Source organism: Cupriavidus sp. DB3, assembly GCF_020418465.1.
Lineage (GTDB): Bacteria > Pseudomonadota > Gammaproteobacteria > Burkholderiales > Burkholderiaceae > Cupriavidus > Cupriavidus cauae.
In genome coordinates, this window is sequence record NZ_JAIZPL010000004.1 from 412,911 (window position 1) to 428,606 (window position 15,696).

At 70.5% G+C, this 15,696-nt stretch carries 14 protein-coding genes; all 14 read left to right on the top strand.

The annotated features are described in order from the left end of the window. Window positions 1-47: 47 nt before the first annotated feature. The 14 genes from K7G19_RS15350 (at window position 48) to K7G19_RS15415 (ending at window position 15,688) form a co-directional block, all read left to right on the top strand. Window positions 48-1,229, top strand: a complete 1,182-nt coding sequence (locus tag K7G19_RS15350) for an acetyl-CoA C-acetyltransferase (RefSeq protein WP_226107977.1) — start codon at window positions 48-50, stop codon at window positions 1,227-1,229. 64 nt (window positions 1,230-1,293) lie between these two features. After that, window positions 1,294-1,974, top strand: coding sequence for an SDR family oxidoreductase (locus K7G19_RS15355; protein ID WP_150082723.1), 681 nt, complete (start codon window positions 1,294-1,296; stop codon window positions 1,972-1,974). 7 nt (window positions 1,975-1,981) lie between these two features. Beyond that, window positions 1,982-3,112 carry an acyl-CoA dehydrogenase family protein gene (locus K7G19_RS15360; protein ID WP_149317294.1) on the top strand — a complete coding sequence of 377 codons (1,131 nt, stop codon included), beginning with the start codon at window positions 1,982-1,984 and terminating at the stop codon, window positions 3,110-3,112. Between the two features lie 153 nt (window positions 3,113-3,265). Continuing rightward, window positions 3,266-3,925, top strand: a complete 660-nt coding sequence (locus K7G19_RS15365; RefSeq protein ID WP_149317293.1) for a 2-hydroxychromene-2-carboxylate isomerase — start codon at window positions 3,266-3,268, stop codon at window positions 3,923-3,925. After that, entirely contained in the window at window positions 3,922-4,650 is a 729-nt protein-coding gene (locus tag K7G19_RS15370) for an HAD family phosphatase (protein ID WP_149317292.1), read from the top strand. The genes K7G19_RS15365 and K7G19_RS15370 overlap by 4 nt, the downstream gene beginning before the upstream one ends. Continuing rightward, window positions 4,647-5,093: a YchJ family metal-binding protein gene (locus K7G19_RS15375; protein WP_149317291.1), complete on the top strand. Its 447-nt coding sequence runs from the start codon at window positions 4,647-4,649 to the stop codon at window positions 5,091-5,093. The genes K7G19_RS15370 and K7G19_RS15375 overlap by 4 nt, the downstream gene beginning before the upstream one ends. Before the next feature lie 98 nt (window positions 5,094-5,191). Beyond that, a complete protein-coding gene (locus tag K7G19_RS15380; RefSeq protein WP_150082725.1) occupies window positions 5,192-6,799 on the top strand; it encodes a carboxyl transferase domain-containing protein in 1,608 nt (535 codons plus the stop codon). A 3-nt stretch (window positions 6,800-6,802) separates the two neighbouring features. Next, a complete protein-coding gene (locus tag K7G19_RS15385; protein ID WP_226107979.1) occupies window positions 6,803-7,870 on the top strand; it encodes an alpha/beta hydrolase in 1,068 nt (355 codons plus the stop codon). A 40-nt stretch (window positions 7,871-7,910) separates the two neighbouring features. Continuing rightward, window positions 7,911-8,699: an enoyl-CoA hydratase/isomerase family protein gene (locus tag K7G19_RS15390; protein ID WP_226107981.1), complete on the top strand. Its 789-nt coding sequence runs from the start codon at window positions 7,911-7,913 to the stop codon at window positions 8,697-8,699. A 321-nt stretch (window positions 8,700-9,020) separates the two neighbouring features. Further along, window positions 9,021-10,445 (top strand): adenosylmethionine--8-amino-7-oxononanoate transaminase, encoded by a 1,425-nt coding sequence (bioA, locus tag K7G19_RS15395; protein WP_226107983.1) that lies wholly within the window; start codon window positions 9,021-9,023, stop codon window positions 10,443-10,445. Continuing rightward, entirely contained in the window at window positions 10,435-11,679 is a 1,245-nt protein-coding gene (gene bioF / locus K7G19_RS15400) for an 8-amino-7-oxononanoate synthase (RefSeq protein ID WP_226107985.1), read from the top strand. The genes bioA and bioF overlap by 11 nt, the downstream gene beginning before the upstream one ends. Beyond that, entirely contained in the window at window positions 11,676-12,422 is a 747-nt protein-coding gene (bioD, locus tag K7G19_RS15405; RefSeq protein ID WP_149317285.1) for a dethiobiotin synthase, read from the top strand. Before bioF ends, bioD begins: the two co-directional genes overlap by 4 nt. Window positions 12,423-12,441: 19 nt before the next feature. Continuing rightward, the gene (gene bioB / locus K7G19_RS15410; protein WP_226107987.1) at window positions 12,442-13,497 is read left to right on the top strand and encodes a biotin synthase BioB; all 1,056 of its coding nucleotides are present in this window, start codon (window positions 12,442-12,444) and stop codon (window positions 13,495-13,497) included. A 166-nt stretch (window positions 13,498-13,663) separates the two neighbouring features. Beyond that, window positions 13,664-15,688: an acetyl/propionyl/methylcrotonyl-CoA carboxylase subunit alpha gene (locus K7G19_RS15415; RefSeq protein ID WP_226107989.1), complete on the top strand. Its 2,025-nt coding sequence runs from the start codon at window positions 13,664-13,666 to the stop codon at window positions 15,686-15,688. Window positions 15,689-15,696: the final 8 nt, after the last annotated feature.

The following is a 15,696-nucleotide window of genomic DNA, read 5'->3' on the forward strand; positions in this document are numbered from 1 at the left end:
ATCGAACGACAGCACGGCAGCACGGCAAAGACATCAAGGAGACCACCATGCAAGACCAGATCGTGATCGTATCCGCGGCCCGCACGCCGATGGCCGCATTCCAGGGCGAGTTCGCCAGCGTCACGGCGCCGCAGCTCGGCGCCGTCGCCATCCGCGCGGCGATCGAGCGCGCCGGCATCCAGCCGGAGCAGGTCGAGGAAGTGGTGTTCGGCTGCGTGCTGCCCGCCGGCCAGGGCCAGGCGCCGGCGCGCCAGGCGGCGTTGGGCGCGGGGCTGCCGCTGTCGGTCGCCTGTACCACCGTCAACAAGATGTGCGGCTCCGGCATGCGCGCCGCGATGACGGTGTACGACAGCCTGGTGGCGGGCTCGTACGAAATCGCGGTGGCCGGCGGCATGGAAAGCATGACCAATGCCCCGTACCTGATCCCGAAGGGGCGCGGCGGCTATCGCATCGGTCACGGCATGATCTATGACCACATGATGCTCGACGGACTGGAAGACGCCTACGAGAAGGGCCGCGCGATGGGCACCTTCGGCGAGGACTGCGCGGCCAAGTACGGCTTCACCCGCGAGGCGCAGGACGCCTTCGCGATGGAGAGCGTGCGGCGCGCGCAGCAGGCCACCGAACGCGGCGACTTCCGCTGGGAGATCGCGCCGGTCACGGTGGCGGCCAAGGGCGGCGATGTGGTGATCGACACCGACGAAGGCCCGCGCCGCATCAAGGTCGACAAGATCCCGTCGCTCAAGCCCGCCTTCGCCAAGGACGGCACCATCACCGCCGCGTCGTCGTCGTCGATCAACGACGGCGCCGCCGCGCTGGTGATGATGCGCGAATCGACGGCGAAGGCGCTGGGTCTGCGGCCGCTGGCGCGCATGCTGGGCCATACCAGCCATGCGCAGGCGCCGGGCTGGTTCACCACCGCGCCGGTCGAGGCCATCGCCAAGCTGTATCGCAAGCTCGACTGGAACAGCGACAGCGTCGACCTGTTCGAGATCAACGAGGCCTTCGCCGTGGTGCCGATGGCGGCGATGCACGAGCTGAAGATTCCGCGCGACAAGGTCAATATCCACGGCGGCGCCTGCGCGCTCGGCCATCCGATCGGCGCCTCGGGCGCGCGCATCATGACCACGCTGATCGGCGCGCTGCGCAAGACCGGCGGCAAGCGCGGCGTGGCCAGCCTGTGCATCGGCGGCGGCGAGGCGACGGCGGTCGGCATCGAGCTGGTCTGAGTGCCGCCGGCCCGAACGCTGCCTGAACCCTCGTTCCCGAACCTCGACCCGACAGGAGGCTAGCTTGCCAACCGCACTGATACTCGGCGCCTCGCGCGGCATCGGCCTGGAGTTCGTCCGCCAGTACCGCGCCGACGGCTGGCGCGTGATCGCCACCGCCCGCAGCGACGAAGGGCTGGCCGCACTGAAATCGCTGGGCGCGGAGGCGCACCGCGTCGACCTGACCGAGGCCGATCAGGTCGCGGGCCTGGGCTGGACGCTCGACGGCGAATCGCTCGACGTGGCGGTCTACAACGCCGGCGTGATCGGCCCGCGCACCGAGGGCGCGCAGCCGGTCTCGGTCGAGGAGTTCGACGACGTGATGCATGCCAATGTGCTGGGCCCGATGATGGCGCTGCCGCTGGTGCTGCCCTTCGTCGAGACCGGCCGCGGCGGCAAGGGCGGCGTGCTGGCGGTGCTGTCCTCGCGCATGGGCAGCATCGGGGCGATGGAGAGCAATCGCAGCTGGCTGTATCGCGTCAGCAAGGCGGCCGTCAACGCGGCGCTGAAGTCGGTGTCGCTCGACGCCCGCCACGCGGTCTGCCTGGCGCTGCATCCGGGCTGGGTTCGTACCGACATGGGCGGCGCCGGCGCCGACCTGACGCCGCAGCAGAGCGTGTCCGGCCTGCGCCGCGTGCTGGCCGGCGCCACCGCGCAGGACAACGGCGGTTTCCGCAACTACGACGGCAGCGTGCTGCCCTGGTGAGGTTCCGATGCTGCTCAGTCCCGAACAGGAAATGATCCGCGACGCGGTGCGGCAGTTCGCGCAGGAGGTCATCGCGCCGCAGGCCGCCGCATGGGATCGCGACAAGACGTTCCCGAAGGAGGTCCACCGCGAGCTCGCGGCAATGGGCACCTATGGCGTGGCGGTGCCCGAGGCCTACGGCGGCGCGGGGCTCGACTACCTGTCGCTGGCGCTGATCCTGGAGGAGATCGCCGCCGGCGACGGCGGCACCTCGACCGTGATCAGCGTCAACAACTGCCCCGTCTGCAGCATGCTGATGGCGTTTGCCGACGAGGCGCAGAAGCAGCGGTGGCTGGTGCCGCTGGCCAGGGGCGAGATGCTCGGCGCGTTCTGCCTGACCGAGCCGCATGTCGGCTCGGACGCCGCGGCGCTGCGCACCACCGCGACGCGCGACGGCGATCACTACGTGCTGAATGGCGTCAAGCAGTTCATCACCAGCGGCAAGCACGCCGATGTCGCGATCGTGATGGCGGTCACCGACAAGGCCGCCGGCAAGCGCGGCATCAGCGCCTTCCTGGTGCCGACCGATACGCCGGGCTATGTGGTCGCGCGGCTGGAAGACAAGCTTGGCCAGCATTCGTCGGACACCGCGCAGATCGTGTTCGAGGATTGCCGCGTGCCGGCCGCCAACCTGCTTGGCGAGGAGGGCGCGGGCTACAGGATGGCGCTGTCCGGCCTGGAGGGCGGGCGCATCGGCATCGCCGCGCAGAGCGTCGGCATGGCGCGCGCGGCCTTCGAGGCGGCGCTGGCCTATTCGAAGGAGCGCGAGAGCTTCGGCCAGCCGTTGTTCGCGCATCAGGCGGTGCAGTTCCGCCTGGCCGAGATGGCCACGCGCATCGAGGTCGCGCGCCAGATGATCTGGCATGCCGCCTCGCTGAAGGACGCCGGCCGGCCCTGCCTGAAGGAGGCCGCGATGGCCAAGCTCAATGCCAGCGAGATGGCCGAGGCGGTCTGCTCGGACGCGATCCAGGTGTTTGGCGGCTATGGCTATGTCAGCGACTTCCCGGTCGAGCGGATCTACCGAGACGTGCGGGTCTGCCAGATCTACGAGGGCACCAGCGACATCCAGAAGATGCTGATCGCGCGGGCGCTGGCGTGAGAGGCGCGCGCACGGCCGTACCGAAGTCCCTGCCGTACGCACCGCAGTTTCCGGTTGCCGCTTCATTCGCCCACTTGGTTCGCCACTTGGATCGCCACTTGGTTGGCTACTTGGTTCGCCGCTCCGTTCGCCGCACTCTCGCCAGGACCTGACATGACCGCTGCCCCCATCGACTTCTATTTCGATTTCTCCTCGCCCTACGGCTACTTCGCCAGCACGCGCATCGACGACCTCGCGCGCCAGTACGGCCGCAGCGTCGCCTGGCATCCGATCCTGCTGGGCGTGGTGTTCAAGACCACCGGCATGGCGCCGCTGCCGCAGATCCCGCTCAAGGGCGACTACAGCTGGCGCGATTTCGAACGCACCGCGCGCCATCACGGCATTGCCTACCGCCGGCCGTCGAACTTCCCGCTGCCGACCACGCAGGCCGCGCGCGCGATGCTGTGGCTGCAGAACCATCATGCCGCCGACGTGGCGGTGCGCTTCGCCAAGGCGGTGTACCACGCCTACTTCGTCGACGACATCAACATCGCCGAACCGGCCGAGCTGGTGAAGATCGCCGCGGCGCTGGACATCGACGCCAATGCGATGGACGCCGGCGCCAGCAGCCAGCCGATCAAGGACCAGCTGAAGGCCGAGATGGAAGTGGCGATGGCCAAGGGCGTGTTCGGCTCGCCCTTCGTCATCGTCGATGGCGAACCCTACTGGGGCTTCGACCGCTTCGACCAGATCGAGGCCCTGCTCAAGAGCGGCACGCCCACCGAATTGCGGGCCGTGCCGTCCCCCGATCTCAAGGAAAAGAAACCCGCATGACCCTCAGTGCTTCTCCCTCCCGCGACCGCGACAGCGGTGCCGCCCAGCCGTCCCGCCGCTTCGACTGCGTGATCTTCGATTGCGACGGCGTGCTGGTCGACAGCGAGCCGATCGTCAACCGCGTGCTGAACCAGATGCTGAACGAACTGGGCATCGCGATCTCGCTGGAGGACTCGACCGCGCTGTTCCTCGGCCGCGCCGTGCGCGAGGAGCTCGACACCATCGAGCGCATGCGCGGCGCGCCGCTGCCGGAGAACTGGCTGTCGCACTGGCTGGCCCGGCGCAATGCAGTGCTGGAGGCCGAGGTTGAGGCCGTGCCGCACGTGCGCGACGCCATCGCCGCGATCGCCGCGACCGGCATGCCGCTGTGCGTGGCCTCGGGCGCCGACCGCGTCAAGGTCAAGCTGCAACTGAAGCGCACCGGCCTGCTGGAGCTGTTCCAGCACGACGCCGACGGCCAGCAGCGCGAGCACGTGTTCTCCGCCACCGAGGTCGAGCGCAGCAAGCCCGCGCCCGACGTTTATTTGCTGGCGGCGCGCACGATGGGCGTGGAGCCCTCGCGCTGCGCGGTGGTGGAAGACAGTCCGGCCGGCATCACCGCCGGCGTGGCGGCCGGCATGACGGTGTTCGGCTATGCCGCGCGCAACGATGCCGCGATGCTGCGCGAGGCCGGCGCCCAGACCATCTTCACCGATATGCGGCAACTGCCGGAGCTGGTGGCATGAAGCGGGCGGCAGCGCCTTCGCGCGAAGGCGCCTGCCCTTGCGGCGGGGCCAGCTACGCCAGCTGCTGCGGGCGCTTCCATCGCGGCGAGGCGCTGCCGGACACCGCCGAGCAGCTGATGCGCTCGCGCTACAGCGCCTACGTGCTGAACGACGCGCAGTGGCTGCGCCAGAGCTGGCATCCGTCGACCTGCCCGGCGACGCTGGAGCAGGATCTTGCCCAGGACGCCGGTGGCCCGCGCACGCAGTGGCTGGGCCTGACCATCGTCGCGCATGTACCGCAGGACGACACCCACGCCGAGGTCGAATTCGTCGCGCGCTACAAGGTCGGCGGGCGTGCGTCGCGGCTGCACGAACGCAGCCGCTTCGTGCGCGAGCCGCGCGCGAGCGGCGAAGCGCCGCGCTGGCTGTACCTCGATGGGGACATTCGCGGGGAAGCGCGATGAACCGGGCCGCCGCCGTACGCTGAATTTCCGCACCGCGAACGCATTCATCGCATCGCATTCATCGCAACGCATCACAAGATCAGGAAGAGACAGACCCGATGCCCACGCTCGAATCCAAACTCAATGCCCGTTCCGAGGCCTTCAAGGCCAATGCCGAGGCGATGCAGGCCCTGGTCGCCGACCTGAAGGCGAAGATCGCCCAGGTGGCGCAGGGCGGTGGCGAAGACGCGCGCAACAAGCATCTGTCGCGCGGCAAGATGCTGCCGCGCGAGCGCGTGCAGCAGCTGCTCGACCCGGGCACGCCGTTCCTGGAGCTGTCGCAGCTGGCGGCCTACGACATGTACGACAATGCCGCGCCCGGCGCCGGCATCATCACCGGCATCGGCCGCGTGGCCGGGCAGGAATGCGTGATCGTGTGCAACGACGCCACGGTCAAGGGCGGCACCTACTACCCGATGACCGTCAAGAAGCATCTGCGCGCGCAGGAGATCGCCGAGCAGAACCATCTGCCCTGCATCTACCTGGTCGATTCGGGCGGCGCCAACCTGCCGAACCAGGACGATGTGTTCCCCGACCGCGATCACTTCGGCCGCATCTTCTACAACCAGGCCAACCTGTCGAAGATGGGCATTCCGCAGATTGCCGTGGTGATGGGCTCGTGCACCGCCGGCGGCGCCTATGTGCCGGCGATGAGCGACGAGTCGATCATCGTCAAGAACCAGGGCACGATCTTTCTGGGCGGCCCGCCGCTGGTCAAGGCGGCCACCGGCGAGGAGGTCAGCGCCGAGGACCTGGGCGGCGCCGACGTGCATACGCGGCTGTCGGGCGTGGCCGACTACTTCGCGCAGAACGACGCGCATGCGCTGGGCCTGGCGCGCAATATCGTGCAGCACTTGAACCGCCGCAAGCCGGACCAGATCCGGCTGCACGCGCCGGTCGAGCCGCGCTATCCGGTCGAGGAACTGTACGGCGTGATCCCGACCGATACGCGCAAGCCCTACGACGTGCGCGAGGTGATCGCCCGCATCGTCGACGACTCGGACTTCGACGAATTCAAGGCGCGCTACGGCACCACGCTGGTGTGCGGCTTCGCGCGGATCTGGGGCTACCCGGTCGGCATCGTCGCCAACAACGGCATCCTGTTCTCGGAGTCGGCGCTCAAGGGCGCGCACTTCATCGAGCTGTGCTGCCAGCGCAAGATTCCGCTGGTGTTCCTGCAGAACATCACCGGCTTCATGGTGGGACGCAAGTACGAGAACGAGGGCATCGCCCGCAACGGCGCCAAGATGGTGACCGCGGTGGCGACCGCGCAGGTGCCGAAGTTCACGGTGATCATCGGCGGCTCGTTCGGCGCCGGCAATTACGGCATGTGCGGGCGCGCCTATTCGCCGCGCTTCCTGTGGATGTGGCCGAACGCGCGGATCTCGGTGATGGGCGGCGAGCAGGCGGCCAGCGTGCTGGCCACGGTGCGGCGCGACGGCATCGAGGGCCGCGGCGGCAGCTGGAGCGCCGAGGAGGAGGAGGCCTTCAAGCGGCCGATCCGCGAGCAGTACGAACACCAGGGCCATCCGTATTACGCCAGCGCGCGGCTGTGGGACGACGGCGTGATCGACCCCGCGCAGACCCGCACGGTGCTCGGCCTGGGCCTGTCGGCCAGCCTCAATGCCCCGATCGACGAGATGAAGTTCGGCGTCTTCCGGATGTAAGCGATGCTGCGTCGTTGCCGCGCGCCAGGTGCCCATGATGCCCGCGATGCCGCCCGCGATGTTCCCCGCGATGTTCGCCGCAGCGTGCCGTTCGCCCGGCTGGCGCTGTGCCTGCTGGCATGGGCCGCGCTGCCGGCCGGCGCCGCGCCGCTCGAGGAGACCTGGTCGGTGCCGGTGACGGTTACCGATGCGCACGGGCGACAGGTCTCGCAGCGCATCGTCGTCACCGCGTTCCGCGAGCCCGGCCACCAGCGCTATCCGCTGCTGGTGCTGAGCCACGGTCGCGCGCCCGATCCCTATGCGCGCGCCCGGCTGGGCCGCGTGCGGCTGGCCGAGCAGGCCGCGTATTTCGCCTCGCTCGGCTTCCAGGTGCTGGTGCCGACGCGGATCGGCTATGGCGCCAGTGGTGGCGACGATATCGAGAACACCGGCAGCTGCACGCGCAAGAACTATCGCCCCGGCTTCGAGGTGGCCGCGCAGCAGGTGCTGCAGGTGATCGAGATGGCGCGCTCGCGGCCGGAGATCGACGTGTCGCGGGTCGTGCTGGTCGGCCAGTCGTTCGGCGGCGCGGCGGTGATCGCGCTGGCGGCGAAGAACCCGCCGGGTGTCCGGCTGGTGCTGAACTTCGCCGGCGGCGGCGGCGGCGATCCGCGCCTGCATCCGGGCGAGCCCTGCGCGCCCGACCAGCAGGCCGCGCTGTTCGCCGAATACGGCCGCAGCGCGCGCGTGCCGACGCACTGGATCTACACGACCAACGACCGCTACATGGGACCGTATCCGGCGCAATGGTTCGAGGCCTTCCGCGGCGCCGGCGGCGTCGGCAAGTACCACGCGCTGCCGGCCTTCCGGCAGGACGGCCACCAGCTGTTCGCGCGGGGCCTGACGCGCTGGAAGCCGCTGGCCGAGAAGGCGCTGCGCGATGCCGGCTTCGAGCCGCGGCCATTGAACCGGCCGGCGGCGGCGAGCGCGGTCCGACCGAATGACGTCCGGCCGAACGGCGTCCGACCGATCGAAGGGCGGCCGATCGAAGGGCGGCCGATCGACGGTCGACCGAACGACGCCCGCAGATAGCCGGAAACGCAATCCACACCAGAACTGCCAGGAGACCACGATGGAATTCACCACCCTGACCGTGACCGTTGAGCGCCATGTCGCCACGGTGACGCTGAACCGCCCCGATGTGCGCAACGCCTTCAACGAGACCGTGATTGCCGAGCTGAGCGGCGCCTTCCGCGCGCTGGGCGATACGCCGGAGGTGCGCGCGATCGTGCTGGCCGGGCAGGGGCCCGCGTTCTGCGCCGGCGCCGACCTGAACTGGATGAAGAAGATGGCCGGCTACTCGCACGACGAGAACCGGGCCGACGCGCTGCAGCTCGCGCAGATGCTGCATGCGATCTGGGCGTGTCCGAAGCCGGTGATCGCGCGCATCCACGGCGATACCTATGCCGGTGGCGTCGGCCTGGTGGCGGCCTGCGATATCGCGGTGGCGGCCGACCACGCGCATTTCTGCCTGTCGGAGGCGCGCCTGGGGCTGCTGCCGGCGACGATCAGCCCGTACGTGATCCGCGCGATGGGCGAGCAGGCGGCGCGCCGCTACTTCATCACCGCCGAACGCTTCGATGCGGCCGAGGCGCTGCGGCTGGGCTTCGTGCATGCGGTGGTGCCGGCCGACGGGCTCGACGCCAAGGTTGCCGAGCTGACCGCCGCGCTGGTCGCCAACAGCCCGAACGCGGTGCGCGAAAGCAAGCGGCTGGTGCAGGACATCGCCGGCCGCGCCATCGACGACGACCTGCTGGCCGATACCGCCGAGCGCATCGCGGCGATCCGCGCCTCCGACGAGGGCCGCGAGGGCGTGCGCTCCTTCCTCGAAAAGCGCAGCCCGTCGTGGCGGCCGGCCTGAAGGCGACGATTCCGATGAGATCGACGATGTCCGCGATGCCGAGGATGTGCGCGATGCCGACGATGTCCGCGCCGCCGCCGGCGACGATGTGCGCAGATGCGCGCGCAGTGGTGGGCGATCGCGGCTTCGTCGCCCAACTGCCGGGAATCTGACGCCAACACGCCCATAACGCGCAAATCCGGCGCCGTTTGCCAAGCCCGCAAGGACCTTCCTACCATGCGTTCTCCCAATCCAGCCGCGTTCCCCGCGCCGTCCGGGCCCACCCGGAACGGCACGCGCGCGGCCGGCCAACCATGGAGGACTCCCTTGCATACCCAGTCCTTGCAAACCGCCCCCACTGACCCGCCCGCCGCGCCCGCGCGGCAGGACGGCAACGGGCTCGCCGCGCGCAGCCAGCGCGCGGTATGGCATCCCTGCACGCGCCTGCGTCCGGGCGGCGACCGGCCGCCGCTGGCCGTGGTCCGCGGCGAAGGGCCCTGGCTCTACGACGACGAAGGCCGGCGCCTGTTCGACGCCACCAGCTCGTGGTGGGTCAATCTGTTCGGCCATGCGAATCCCGCCATCAACGCCGCGCTGAAGGACCAGCTCGACACGCTCGAGCACGTGATGCTGGCCGGCTGCACCCACGGTCCGGCGGTCGAGCTGGCGGAACGGCTGTCGGCGCTGACCGGCGGCGCGCTCGGCCATGCGTTCTACGCGTCGGACGGCGCCTCGGCGGTCGAGATCGCGCTGAAGATGAGCTTCCACTACTGGCGCAACAGCGGGCTGCCGGGCAAGCGCGAGTTCGTCTGCCTGCGCCAGGGCTATCACGGCGAGACCGTCGGCGCGCTGGCGGTCACCGATGTCGCGGTATTCCGCGATGCCTACGATCCGCTGCTGATGCGCGCCCACGTGGCGATGTCGCCGGACGCGCGCCAGGCGGCGTCCGGCGAGTCGCCGCGCGAGGTCGCGCAGCGCGCGCTCGACGAACTCGAAGCGCTGCTGCAGCAGCGCGCCGCCAGCATCGCGGCGCTGATCGTCGAGCCGCTGGTGCAGTGCGCGGCCGGCATGGCGATGCACGATCCGGCCTATCTGGACGGCGTGCGAGCGCTGTGCGACCGCTACCGGGTCCATCTGATCGCCGACGAGATCGCGGTCGGTTGCGGGCGCACCGGCACCTTCTTCGCGTGGGAACAGTCGCGTGGCGAGGCCCCGCTAGGCGCGCAGCAGTGGCCCGATTTCCTGTGCCTGTCCAAGGGCATCAGCGGCGGCTATCTGCCGCTGTCGCTGGTGCTGACGCGCAGCGCGATCCAGCAGGCCTTCGTCGCCGACGAGCTGTCGCGCAGCTTCCTGCATTCGCATTCGTACACCGGCAATCCGCTGGCCTGCCGCGCGGCGCTGGCGACACTGGACCTGTTCGCGCAGCACGACGTGCTGGCGATGAACCGGCAGCGCGCGCAGTGGCTGGCGCAGGGGCTGGCCGGCCTGGCCGCCGATGCGCGGCTGTGCCACGTGCGCCAGCGCGGGCTGATCTGGGCCGCCGATCTGCGCGAGCCGTTCGCCACCGAAACGTTCGCCGCGGACTTCCATCGGGCCGCGCTGGAGCGCGGCGTGCTGATCCGGCCGATCGGCAACACGCTGTACGTGATGCCGCCCTACGTCTTAGATGCGCCGCTGGCCAGCTGGCTCGGCGAGCGTCTGCTGGCCGCGCTCGACAGCGTGGTCGCACCGGCCGGTTCGGCCAGGGAGGCGCGCCATGCTGCTTGATCGACTGAGCCAGGCCGCGGCCGAGCGCGAACGCCAGGCACTGACCCGGACCCGCCGTATCGCGCATACGCCGTGCGCGCCCCGGCAGACCGTCGGCGCGCTGCTGCCCGACGGCAGCGAGGCCGAGCCCCGTTCCCTGCTGGGCTTCAGCAGCAACGATTACCTCGGGCTTGCCAACCATCCGGCCATCGTCGACGCCTTCGCCGAGGGCGCGCGGCGCTGGGGCGCCGGCAGCGGCGCCTCGCATCTGGTCACGGGCCACGGACTCGCGCATCACCGCCTCGAGACCGAACTGGCGCGCTGGTACGCCGACGCGATTCCCGACGCGGCCGCCCTGTACTTCTGCACCGGCTACATGGCCAATCTGGCGGTGCTGACCGCGCTTGGCGGTGCCGACGCCACGCTGTTCTGCGAGGCGCTGAACCACGCGTCGCTGATCGACGGCGCGCGGCTGGCGCGCGCGAGCGTGCAGCGTTACCCGCATGGCGATGTCGCCGCGCTCGACGCGCTGCTCGCCGCCAGCGAATCGCCGCTGAAGCTGGTCGTTACCGACGGTGTCTTCAGCATGGACGGCGATGTCGCGCCGCTGGCCGAACTGCTGGCGCTGGCCGAGCGGCACGATGCCTGGCTGATCGTGGACGATGCGCACGGCTTCGGCGTGCTGGGCGAACGCGGCCACGGCGTGCTCGAGCAACTGGGCCTGTCGTCGCAGCGGCTGGTCTATATCGGCACGCTCGGCAAGGCGGCCGGCGTGGCGGGCGCTTTCGTCGCCGCGCATCGGCTGATCGTCGAACATCTGGTCAATACCGCGCGCACGTATATCTTCACCACGGCGGCGCCGCCGGCGTCTGCCCATGCGCTGCTGACCAGCCTCGCGCTGATCGAGGGCGACGAGGGCGCGCAGCGGCGCGCGGCGCTGCGGCAGCGCATCGCCGAATTGCGGGCCGGTCTGGCGCCGATGGCCGCCCGCGCTGGCTGGCAGTTGGCCGACAGCGCGACCGGGATCCAGCCGCTGATTGTCGGCGGCAACGCCGCGGCGCTGTCGCTGTCGGCGGGACTGGAGCAGGCCGGCATCCGCGTCGGCGCGATCCGTCCGCCGACCGTGCCCGAGGGCACCGCGCGGCTGCGCATCACGCTGTCCGCCGCGCATCGCGAAGCGGACGTCGCGGCCCTGCTGGCGGCGCTGGGTGCGCTGGCGGCACGGGCCACGCCGCCGTGCAGGGAGGCCGCATGAGCCCAGTCTCCCCATTCGCCTGCTTCGTGACGGGCACCGATACCGGGGTCGGCAAGACCCACGCCAGCGCGGCGCTGCTGCACGCGCTTGCCGCGCAGGGCCGCACGGCGGTCGGCATGAAGCCGGTCGCCAGCGGCTGCGACTGGCGCGACGGCCAGTGGCACAACGACGATGTCGCGCTGCTGCGCGCGGCCAGCAGCGTCGACGTGCCGCTCGCGCAGACCTGCCCCTGGCTGCTGCGCACGCCGTGCTCGCCCCATCTGGCGGCCCAGGCCGACGGCGTTCGCATTGAAGCCGAGCCGATCCTGTCGGCGTTTGCGGCGCTGCGCGCGCAGGCCGACGCGGTGGTGGTCGAAGGCGTCGGCGGCTTTCGCGTGCCGCTGGCCGGCGGCCCGAACGGCTGGGACACCGCCGATCTCGCGGTCCGGCTCGGCCTGCCGGTGATCCTGGTGGTCGGCATCCGGCTGGGGTGCCTGAGCCATGCGCTGCTGACCGCCGAGGCGGTACGCGCGCGCGGGCTGCGCCTGGCCGGCTGGATCGCCAACCGGATCGACCCCGACATGCTGCTGGCCGACGAGAACATCGCCACGCTGCGCGGTGCCTTCGACGCGATCGGCACGCCTTGCCTCGGCACGCTGCCCTGGCAACTGCCTGCCGACCAGGCCGCGCGCTGCCTCGACCTGGCCGCGCTGCTCGACCCCACCCGACATCCCGGCGACGCGCCCATCGAGCGCGCCGCCTGACCACAGAATTCGACCCGACATGACTACCATCGCCACCATTTCCGCCGATTCGCTGCGCCACAGCGCGCGCCAGCAGGTCGCTCAAGCCACTCAAGCCACTCAGGCCGGCACCGACGATGCCAACGGCAACAACGCCCGCTGGACCGTCGACGCGGTCGCCGCGCTGTTCGCGCTGCCGTTCAACGACCTGCTGTTCCGCGCGCAGCAGGTCCATCGCGAGCACTTCGACGCCAATACCGTGCAGCTGTCGACGCTGCTGTCGATCAAGACCGGGGGCTGCGAGGAGGATTGCGGCTATTGCCCGCAGAGCGCGCACCACGATGCCGGCGTCAAGGCCGGCAAGCTGATGGCGCTCGAAGACGTGCTCGAGGCGGCGCGCACCGCCAAGGCCAACGGCGCCACGCGCTTCTGCATGGGCGCCGCCTGGCGCAGCCCGAAGGACCGCCATCTCGAACCCGTGATCGACATGGTGCGCGAGGTCAAGGCCATGGGGCTGGAGACCTGCGTCACGCTCGGCATGCTGCGCGCCGAGCAGGCGCAGCGCCTGAAGGACGCCGGCCTCGATTACTACAACCACAATCTGGATACCTCGCCGGAGTTCTATGGCGAGATCATCAGCACGCGAACCTACCAGGACCGGCTGGACACCATCGGCCATGTGCGCGACGCCGGCATCAACGTCTGCTGCGGCGGCATCGTCGGCATGGGCGAGACGCGCGGGGCGCGCGCCGGCCTGATCGCGCAGCTGGCCAATATGGACCCGTATCCGGAGTCGGTGCCCATCAACAATCTGGTCCAGGTCGAGGGCACGCCGCTGGCCGGCACCGCGCCGCTGGACCCGTTCGAGTTCGTCCGCACCATCGCGGTCGCGCGCATCACGATGCCGCGCGCGATGGTGCGCCTGTCCGCCGGCCGCGAGGCCATGGACGAAGCGTTGCAGGCGCTGTGCTTCCTGGCCGGCGCCAATTCGATTTTCTACGGCGACAAGCTGCTGACCACCGGCAACCCGCAGGCCGAGCGCGATCGCGCGCTGCTGGGCCGGCTCGGCATCCGCGCGGAAGGACACGCGGGATGACGAAGGTGTCCGCGCCTGCGGTCCACCCCGCATTCCCGCGAAAGCGGGGCCCCGGCGGCTTGCGCAAGCCGCCGGGTTCCCGCATGCGCGGGGACGACGGGGCGTTGCGCGCGGCGCGGACACCAGCAGCCAGCCGGTCGCCGTTCCCCATCAACAAGGAGGAGCCATGTTCACCAAGATCCTGATCGCCAACCGCGGCGAAATCGCCTGCCGTGTCGCCGCTACCTGCCGGCGCCTGGGCATCCGCACCGTCGCGGTCTATTCCGACGCGGACGCGCAGGCGCGCCATGTCGCCTACTGCGACGAGGCCGTGCATATCGGCGGCGCCGCGGCGCGCGACAGCTATCTGCGCGGCGACCACATCATCGAGATGGCGCGCGCGACCGGCGCGCAGGCGATCCACCCCGGCTACGGCTTCCTGTCGGAGAACGAGGGTTTCGCCGAGGCCTGCGCCGCGGCCGGGCTGGTGTTCATCGGGCCGCCGGCATCGGCGATCCGCGCGATGGGCAGCAAGAGCGCGGCCAAGCAGTTGATGGAACGCGCCGCGGTGCCGCTGGTGCCGGGCTATCACGGCGAGGACCAGGACCCGGCGCTGCTGCGCCGCGAGGCGGACCGCATCGGCTATCCGGTGCTGCTCAAGGCGAGCGCGGGCGGCGGCGGCAAGGGCATGCGGGTGGTCGAGGACGCCGCCGGCTTCGACGCCGCGCTGGCCTCGGTCAAGCGCGAGGCCAGCGCCAGCTTCGGCGACGACAAGGTGCTGGTCGAGAAATACCTGACGCGGCCGCGCCATATCGAGATCCAGGTGTTCGCCGACACGCAGGGCAACTGCGTCTACCTGTTCGAGCGCGACTGCTCGGTGCAGCGGCGCCATCAGAAGGTGCTGGAGGAAGCGCCGGCGCCCGGCATGACCGCGGAGCGCCGCCGCGCGATGGGCGAGGCGGCGGTCGCGGCGGCCAAGGCGGTGGGCTACGTCGGTGCCGGAACGGTCGAATTCATCGCCAATCAGGACGGCTCGTTCTACTTCATGGAGATGAACACCCGGCTGCAGGTCGAGCACCCGGTGACCGAGATGATCACCGGCCAGGACCTGGTCGAATGGCAACTGCGCGTGGCCGCCGGCGAGCCGCTGCCGCTGTCGCAGGAGCAGCTGCGCATCGACGGCCATGCGCTCGAGGCGCGCGTCTACGCCGAGAATCCCGACAAGCAGTTCCTGCCGTCGACCGGCACGCTGCGCTACCTGCGCACGCCGCCCGCGGTGCAGTTCATGCGGGGCGAAGACGTGCACGGCCCCGCCGGCGTGCGGATCGATTCGGGCGTGCGCGAGGGGGATGCGATCAGCCCGTATTACGACCCGATGATTGCCAAGTTGATCGTCTGGGGCAAGGATCGCGACGAGGCGCTGGCGCGCATGCGGCAGGCGCTCGCCGCCTATCACGTGGTCGGCCTGTCGACCAATATCGCCTTCCTGCAGCGGCTGGTGGCCTCGGAGCCGTTCGCCAGGGCGGACCTCGACACCGGCCTGATCGCGCGCCATGAGGCCACGCTGTTCGCGCCGCCGGCGCCGGTCGGCATGGAGCTGATCGCGCTGGCGGTGGCCGCGCTGCTCGACGCCGAGGCGCGCGAGCGCCGCATCGATGCCGCGGATCCGCATTCGCCATGGACCCATGCCGGCCCGTGGCGGCTGAACGCGGGCGCGCAGCGGGTGCTGCGCTTCGCGCATGGCGCGGACACGCTGGAAGTCACGCTGCAGGCCGATGCGCAGGGCAGCACGCTGTTCTATGCCGACCAGGCCGCGCCGTTCCGCACGCATTGCGTCGCCGACGACGTCCAGGTCGATCTCGGCACGCGCCGCGCGCACGGTCAGGTGCATCGCGACGGCGATGTCTTCCATGTGTTCGCCGGCGGACGCCACGTCGCGCTGGAATGGAAGGACCCGCTGGCGCACGCGGGCGATGCCGAAGGCGAGGGCGGCAAGCTGACCGCGCCGATGCCGGGCAAGGTGATCGCCGTGATGGTCGAGGCGGGCGCCACCGTCACGCGCGGCACGCCGCTGCTGGTGATGGAGGCGATGAAGATGGAGCACACCATCAGCGCGCCGGCCGACGGCGTCGTCGGCGAAGTGCTGTATGGCGTGGGCGACCAGGTCGGGGAGGGCGAGCAGTTGCTCGGCTTCGAGGCCAAGGCGGGTTGAAGCTTCGC